The sequence below is a fragment of the Acidobacteriota bacterium genome, assembly GCA_016195325.1.
Taxonomy (GTDB): domain Bacteria; phylum Acidobacteriota; class Polarisedimenticolia; order JACPZX01; family JACPZX01; genus JACPZX01.
Window position 1 is genome coordinate 36,451 of record JACPZX010000096.1, and the last position, 6,446, is coordinate 42,896.

Annotated in this window: 8 protein-coding genes and 1 tRNA gene; 4 read left to right on the forward strand and 5 right to left on the reverse strand. The window is 69.3% G+C overall.

Annotated elements, in window-relative coordinates:
* Positions 1–4 precede the first annotated feature (4 nt).
* Positions 5–1,237, forward strand: coding sequence for a threonine ammonia-lyase (locus HY049_16805; GenBank protein ID MBI3450558.1), 1,233 nt, complete (start codon positions 5–7; stop codon positions 1,235–1,237).
* Between the two features lie 14 nt (positions 1,238–1,251).
* On the opposite strand, the gene HY049_16810 is transcribed toward HY049_16805, so the two are convergent.
* From HY049_16810 to HY049_16830, 5 genes are all read right to left on the reverse strand, one after another.
* A complete protein-coding gene (locus HY049_16810; GenBank protein MBI3450559.1) occupies positions 1,252–1,485 on the reverse strand; it encodes an oxidative damage protection protein in 234 nt (77 codons plus the stop codon).
* A 217-nt stretch (positions 1,486–1,702) separates the two neighbouring features.
* Positions 1,703–1,787 (reverse strand) — tRNA-Leu (locus HY049_16815).
* Positions 1,788–1,828: 41 nt separating this feature from the next.
* A complete protein-coding gene (gene secG / locus HY049_16820; GenBank protein MBI3450560.1) occupies positions 1,829–2,281 on the reverse strand; it encodes a preprotein translocase subunit SecG in 453 nt (150 codons plus the stop codon).
* A gap of 75 nt (positions 2,282–2,356) precedes the next feature.
* On the reverse strand, positions 2,357–3,115 hold the full coding sequence (locus HY049_16825) for a triose-phosphate isomerase (GenBank protein ID MBI3450561.1): 759 nt from the start codon (positions 3,113–3,115) through the stop codon (positions 2,357–2,359).
* Between the two features lie 15 nt (positions 3,116–3,130).
* Positions 3,131–4,324, reverse strand: coding sequence for a phosphoglycerate kinase (locus HY049_16830; GenBank protein MBI3450562.1), 1,194 nt, complete (start codon positions 4,322–4,324; stop codon positions 3,131–3,133).
* A 142-nt stretch (positions 4,325–4,466) separates the two neighbouring features.
* On the opposite strand from HY049_16830, the gene HY049_16835 reads away from it, so the two are divergent.
* From HY049_16835 to ndhC, 3 genes are all read left to right on the forward strand, one after another.
* Positions 4,467–4,940, forward strand: coding sequence for a DUF192 domain-containing protein (locus tag HY049_16835; protein MBI3450563.1), 474 nt, complete (start codon positions 4,467–4,469; stop codon positions 4,938–4,940).
* Positions 4,941–5,191: 251 nt separating this feature from the next.
* Positions 5,192–5,869, forward strand: a complete 678-nt coding sequence (locus HY049_16840; protein ID MBI3450564.1) for a lytic transglycosylase domain-containing protein — start codon at positions 5,192–5,194, stop codon at positions 5,867–5,869.
* Positions 5,870–5,963: 94 nt separating this feature from the next.
* The gene (gene ndhC / locus HY049_16845) at positions 5,964–6,317 is read left to right on the forward strand and encodes an NADH-quinone oxidoreductase subunit A (protein ID MBI3450565.1); all 354 of its coding nucleotides are present in this window, start codon (positions 5,964–5,966) and stop codon (positions 6,315–6,317) included.
* Positions 6,318–6,446: the final 129 nt, after the last annotated feature.

Here is a 6,446-nt window from a genome sequence, read left to right on the forward strand (position 1 = left end):
CCCCGTGAACGTCACGCTGTCCGCCGTCGAGGAGGCGCGACGCCTCCTGTCCGTGCACTTCCCGCCGACACCCCTTCTGCCCGCCCCCGGTCTCTCGGAGGCGTGCGGTCGGGAGGTTCTCCTCAAGGCCGAGAACCTCCAGCGAACCGGCTCCTTCAAGATCCGCGGCGCGTGGAACCGCATCTCGAAGCTCCCGGCTCCCTCGGCGGCGGCGGGGGTCGTCTGCGCCTCCGCCGGGAACCACGCCCAGGGAGTCGGCCTCGCGGCGAGGCTCAATGGCATCCGCGCGACGATCGTGATGCCCGTCGAGACGCCGCTCATCAAGATCGAGCGCACGCGATCGCACGGAGCCGAGGTCGTCCTCCACGGGGACTCGTACGAGGCGGCGTTCGATCGCGCGCGGGAGATCGAGCGGGAGCGCGGCCTGACGTTCGTCCACGCCTTCGAGGATCCGGACGTGATCGCGGGGCAGGGGACGGCGGGGCTGGAGATCCTCGATCAGGCACCGGGGGCCGGGGCGATCGTGGTGCCCGTCGGTGGGGGCGGCCTCATCGCGGGGATCGCGCTCGCGATGAAGGAGACCAACCCGCGCGTCCGGATCTTCGGGGTGCAGGCGGCCGGAGCGGCCCCCTCCGCGGCGTCGTTCCGGACGGGAACGCTCGTCCGCAACGAGGGGGCGGAGACGATCGCCGACGCGATCCGGTTCCGGACGGCGTCCGCGGTGACGCTCCCGCTCCTGCGCCGCTACGTGGACGACATCGTGACGGTGAGCGAGGAGGAGATCAGCGGAGCGGTCGTGAGCCTGATGGAGGAGGCGAAGCTCGTGGTGGAGGCGGCCGGCGCCGTCCCTCTCGCGGCGCTGATGGCCGGGCGCATCCCCGCGGCGCCCGGCGGGACGGTCCTCGTGCTGAGCGGCGGGAACATCGATCCGAACCTGATCGCCCGGGTGCTCGAGCAGGGGCTGTCACGGGCCAACCGCTATCTCGTGCTGCGGGTCCAGGTCCCCGATCGCCCGGGGCGGCTCCACCGGATCCTCTCCCACCTCGCGTCGCGCGGCGTCAACGTGCTCGACGTGGTCCACCGGCGCGCGGGATGGACGATTCCGCTGGGACAAGTCGAGATCGAGTTCCTGGTGGAGACGAGGGACGCGGCGCACGGGTCGGAGATCGTCGACGACCTGAGGGCCGCGGGCTACCAGGTCGGGCGCGGCGAGGCGAACCGCCCGGCCGGCGCCTGAGGCGGGCCCGGGCGCTACTTCCCGAGGTTCAGGAAGAGCTTCATCTGCTCCGTCAGGACCTTCTGGCCGTTGGGGTCGCCGAGGCTCAGCCGGTACTCGTTGATCACCTTGATCTGCATCGCCTGCCACTCCGACCAGCAGCGCTGGCAGATCGAGCTGTGGATCTGCCGCCCGAGATCGTCGTTCCACGGAGCCTTCTCCAGCCCCGGGTTCTCGCTCTGGCACCTCACGCACGCCACCTTCGCCATGCTGTTCTCTCCTTCGTCCCGCCGCCGCCCCGCGGCGTCACCACCAGCCCTCGCGCAGGAACGCGCGCATCTCGAGGTGCGGGATGTCGGCCGACAGGGTGCCGATCCGCGCGCGCCTCGATCGGATCATCTCATGGGCCGCCCGGTCCCGGGCCGAAGCGGCTCCGGCGAAACAAGAAGGGCGGCAGAGCTTTCGCCTGCCGCCCGGCTTCGAATCTGGTGCCGAAGGTGGGATTCGAACCCACACGCCTCGCGGCGCCACCCCCTCAAGATGGTGTGTCTGCCAATTCCACCACTTCGGCGCCCGGGGGGTTGAGCCCCCAGGAAGTTGATTCCGAAATCGTCAGTTGCCGCTTCCCGCGGGGGGCGCGGCCGGCTGCGCCGGCTTCGCGCCGCCGGAGGTCGGCGGAGTCTGGGCCGGAGTCGACGGAACGCTCTGTCCCGCAGGAGGCGCCGTCTGCCCGTGGGGTGCCGGCGGCTTCGTGCCGCCGACGGGCGGCGCCGGGGGAGCGCTCTGGGTCGCCGGGGCGCTCTGGGCCGCGGGCGCCTGGTCGAGCACCGAGCTCGACTGGCTGGTCGAGAAGACCGAGAGCAGCAGCGATGTGAGCATGAAGATGATGGCCGCGGCGGTGGTCATCTTGGAGAGCGCCGTCGAGGCGCCGCGCGCGCCGAACACGGTCTGCGACGATCCGCCGAACGCGGCCGCGACGTCCGCTCCCTTTCCGGTCTGGAGCAGAACGACCATGATCAGGATGAGACAGACGATCGTGTGGATGATGAGCAGGAACGTGATCATGACGATGTCTTCCTTTCCTCGTGAGCCGGGGAATCTAGCACAGAGTCGCGCGCCGGCCAAGCCGGTTCCGTGCGCTCACGCCGACCTGCAGATCGCCGAAAACGTCTCGGGGTCGAGCGAGGCTCCCCCCACGAGCACGCCGCCGACCCCGGGCGCCGAGAGAAACTCTCCCGCGTTCGACGCGGAGACGCTCCCCCCGTAGAGAATGCGCGTCCTCTCGGCGCGGTCGCGCCCGTACGTCGCGGTCAGCTCGTTGCGGATGAAGTTGTGGACTTCCACCGCGTCCCCCGGGGAGGCGTTGCGGCCCGTCCCGATCGCCCAGACCGGCTCGTACGCCACGACGAGGCGCTCGTCCCCCTCGAGACGGATGTTCGCGAGGGAGAGGGTCAGCTGGGCGTCGACGACCTCGCGCGTCCGGCCGGCGGCCTTGTCCGAGCTCTGCTCGCCGACGCAGACGATCGGCGTCATCCCGCATCGCAGGACTGCCCGCACCTTCTGGTTGACGCGCCGATCGGTTTCGCCGAAGAGGCCGCGTCGCTCGGAGTGACCGATGATGACGTACCGGCAGCCGATCTCCTCGAGCATCCTCGGCGACACCTCCCCCGTGTACGGCCCCTCGTCCTCCCAGTGCGAGTTCTGCGCCGCGAGATGCACCCCAGAGCCGGCGAGGGCCGCGGCCGCCGCGTGCAGGGAGGTCGACGGCGGGGCCAGCGCGACGTCGCGCGCGGCCATCGCCGAGCCGGCGAGGGGGAGAAACCGCTCGATGTACGCCGTCGTCTCGGCGGGGGTCAGGTGCATCTTCCAGTTGCCGACGATGAGGGGGCGCTCACTCATGGCGATGTCCCTGGGTCAGCGGGCGTCGGCGAGCGCGACGACGCCGGGAAGGCGGCGTCCGGAGAGGAACTCGAGGGAGGCTCCGCCGCCGGTGGAGATGTGCGACATCCCGGACTCGAGGCCGAACGCCTTGACCGCCGCGGCCGAATCGCCCCCGCCGACCACCGAGAGGGCTCCGTTCCCCGTCGCCGAGGCGATGGCCTGGGCGACGCGGCGCGTGCCGGTCGCGAACCCCTTGACCTCGAACATCCCCACGGGGCCGTTCCAGAGGATCGTCCGGGCGCCGGCGAGGGCGGCGGCGAAGGCCGTCGAGGTGCGGGGCCCGATGTCGAACCCGGCGTGGTCGGGGGTGAGCGCCTCGCCGGAGGTCAGCCTGCCGGGGGCGTCGTTCACGGTAGGCGCTTCGACGTGGTCGACGGGAAGGAGAATCCGGACGTTCCGGGTGCGCGCGTTGTCCTCGATCGAGCGCGCCAGGTCGAGCCTGTCGGCCTCGACGAGCGAGGCCCCGGTCTCGACGCCCCGGGCCTTCAGAAAGGTGTACGCCATGGCCCCGCCAATCAGGATTGAATCCACGCGCGCCAGGAGAGAGTCCAGGAGCTCGATCTTGTCCGAGACCTTCGCGCCTCCCAGCAGGGCCACGTACGGTCTCTCCGGCGCCTCGAGCAGCCGGGAGAGGTAGTCGATCTCGCGCTCCATGAGCAGGCCGGCCGCCGGCGAGGCGAACTTCCGGCAGACCGCTTCGACCGAGGCGTGGGCCCGGTGCGCGGAGCCGAACGCGTCGTTGACGTACACGTCCGCGAGGGAGGCGAGAGAGGCCGCGAAGCCGGCGTCGTTCGCCTCCTCCTCGGCGTGGAAGCGCAGGTTCTCGAGGAGCAGCACGCCCCCCGGGGTGAGATCCGCGGCCAGGCGCGTCGTGGCGGCTCCGACGCAGTCCGGCGACATCGTCACCTCCCGCCCGATGAGTCCGGAGAGAGGCTCCCGGCACGGCGCGAGCGAGTACCTGGCATCTCGCTTCCCCTTGGGCCGCCCGAGGTGAGAGGCGAGGACGAGCTTGCCGCCGCGATCGAGAATCAGCCTGAGGGTCGGAATCGTCGCTCGAACGCGCCGGTCGTCGACGACCCTGCCATCGGCCATCGGAACGTTGAAATCGACGCGCACCAGAACCGTTTTCCCCGAGACGTCGAGGGCGGAGACGCCGAGCTTTTTCATGGAGATCTGGGCCTCGTGGGTGGTGGGAGCGAGCGGGCGATTATACGGGCGTCGCCCGAACCGAGTCAAAGACGGCCGCCGTCTTGCGCCCGGGGACGGCCGCCGGTAGAGTTGAAGCCCCAGCCCCGCCTGGAGCGACGACTTGAGACGAGTTCTGACGATTGTGATGCTGGCCGTGGCGCCCGTCGTTTTGACCCCCGCGGCGGAGCCCCCGGCCCCCCCGGCGCCGAAGTGGGGGACGGTTTCGGTCCCCTCGGGAAGGACGCTGAGCGTCGAGGTCGCCGACACCGCCTACCTCCAGGAGCGCGGGTACATGTACCGGGACCGGGTCCCGGAGGGAGAAGGGATGGTCTTTCTTCTTCCTTCGCTGGACATCCATCCGTTCTGGATGAAGAACTGCCGCACGCACCTCGACATCATCTGGCTCGACGAGAACTGGCGCATCGTGCACATCGCGGCCGACGTCCCTCCCTGCAAGGAGGACCCGTGTCCGACCTACTCCTCCATGCAGAAGAGCCACTTCGTGCTGGAGGTCGCCCCCGGCGGGGCGGCCAGACTCGAGCTGAAGAAGGGTGACCACATTACCTACCTTCCTCCGCCCACCGGGGGAGCGTAGACCGTTCAGTTTCATTTGATCTGTTTCAGGCCCAAGTTGTGTGTCCGTGACGACACATACCCCACGATATAGGGGCCACCCCGCCTGGCCCATGCATCTTGCGGTTCGTGGTCAGGCGGTACCCTAACTCCAAGCGAAATAGCGACTAAGGAAATTGATGCCGCGCGGTCGGCGACACTACGGCTCGCGGTGGTTCTTGACACCCCCCCCAAATAGCCGTCCATAATAGTGACTTGACCGGAGGGGGGTCCGTGAAATCCATAAAGCATCCCGGCGTTTTCCCGAAGCGAGCTGCCACCGCGGTGCTCCTCGCGCTGTCGATCTCGCCGGCATGGTGTCCAGAGGCGCCGGTCCTCGAGCGCCTTCAACAGGCGATGCTGGCCCCCTCGCTCGTGATGTCGCCGGAAGAGATGATCGCAATGCTCGCCCGCCACGACGTCCGGCACCTTCCAAGGGACTTCGAGGTGATAGCCCGGGCCGTCAATGATGCCAGCAGGACGACCGGCGTTTCCCCGGAGCTGGTCCTCGCCGTCATCGGAGCCGAGAGCGAGTTCCAGCTCGACGCCGTATCGAACCAGGGTGCGGTCGGGCTCATGCAGCTGATGCCCGACACAGCCCAGGAGCTGGCTGCGGAGCTCGAGATACCCTGGAGCGGGCCGGCGAGCCTGAGAGACCCCAGGACCAACGTCACCCTGGGAACGCTCTACCTTCGCAGGCTGCTCACGTCGTTCGACGACCTCGACCACGCCCTCGCGGCGTACAACCGCGGCCCCTATGCCGTCCCGGGGAGCGACCCGATCCCCGCGGGCGAGACGGCCGAGTACGTTCGCCGTGTGAAGGAGCTTCTCACCGTCTCCGACACCGCCACGCCGAGCCGATCCTTCGGCCCGCCCACGCCCTTCAGAGCCTCGCAGTTCCTCACGCTCTGATTCGTTGACACTCCGGAATACCTCATGTTAGGGTTCGGCGCCGCCGCGACCGGCGGCTAGGAATCTCCGGCAACCCACCCAAAAGAAAGACCTCATGGCTGGCTACATCCCGATCCTCCTATTTCTCTGTGTGGCGGCGGCCTTTCCGCTCGTCACGCTGGTCATCGCCTCTTTCGTCAGGCCCCGGATGTACGACCCGGTGAAGATGGCGGCCTACGAGTGTGGCGTGGAGACGTCGGGGGAGCCGAGGCAGCGGTACTCCGTCCGCTATTACGTCATCTCGGTCCTGTTCGTGATTTTCGACGTCGAGGTCGTCTTCTTCTTCCCGTGGGCCGTCCGGTTCAGCGTCCTGGGGTTCTTCGGCTTCGTGGAGATGCTCGTTTTCATCGGGCTCCTGCTCCTCGGATACCTTTACGCCTGGCGCAAGGGCGCTCTCGAATGGGTGTGAGGACGACGCGTGTCAGCTGACGATCAGGACCCCGAGAAGCCGAAGCCGGCCCCTCCGCGCCCGGCCCCACCGGCGCCGGCCCGGCCCGCGCCCCCGCGCCCCGCGGCCCCGGCCGGCCCGGCGCAGCCC

What these genes read in the sequence shown, in the direction of transcription:
- ndhC (MBI3450565.1), top strand. Translation starts at nt 5,964, where the DNA reads ATGGCTGGCTACATCCCGATCCTCCTATTTCTCTGTGTGGCGGCGGCC.
- secG (MBI3450560.1), bottom strand. Translation starts at nt 2,281, where the DNA reads ATGATCACGTTCCTGCTCATCATCCACACGATCGTCTGTCTCATCCTG.
- HY049_16830 (MBI3450562.1), bottom strand. Translation starts at nt 4,324, where the DNA reads ATGAAAAAGCTCGGCGTCTCCGCCCTCGACGTCTCGGGGAAAACGGTT.
- HY049_16810 (MBI3450559.1), bottom strand. Translation starts at nt 1,485, where the DNA reads ATGGCGAAGGTGGCGTGCGTGAGGTGCCAGAGCGAGAACCCGGGGCTG.
- HY049_16825 (MBI3450561.1), bottom strand. Translation starts at nt 3,115, where the DNA reads ATGAGTGAGCGCCCCCTCATCGTCGGCAACTGGAAGATGCACCTGACC.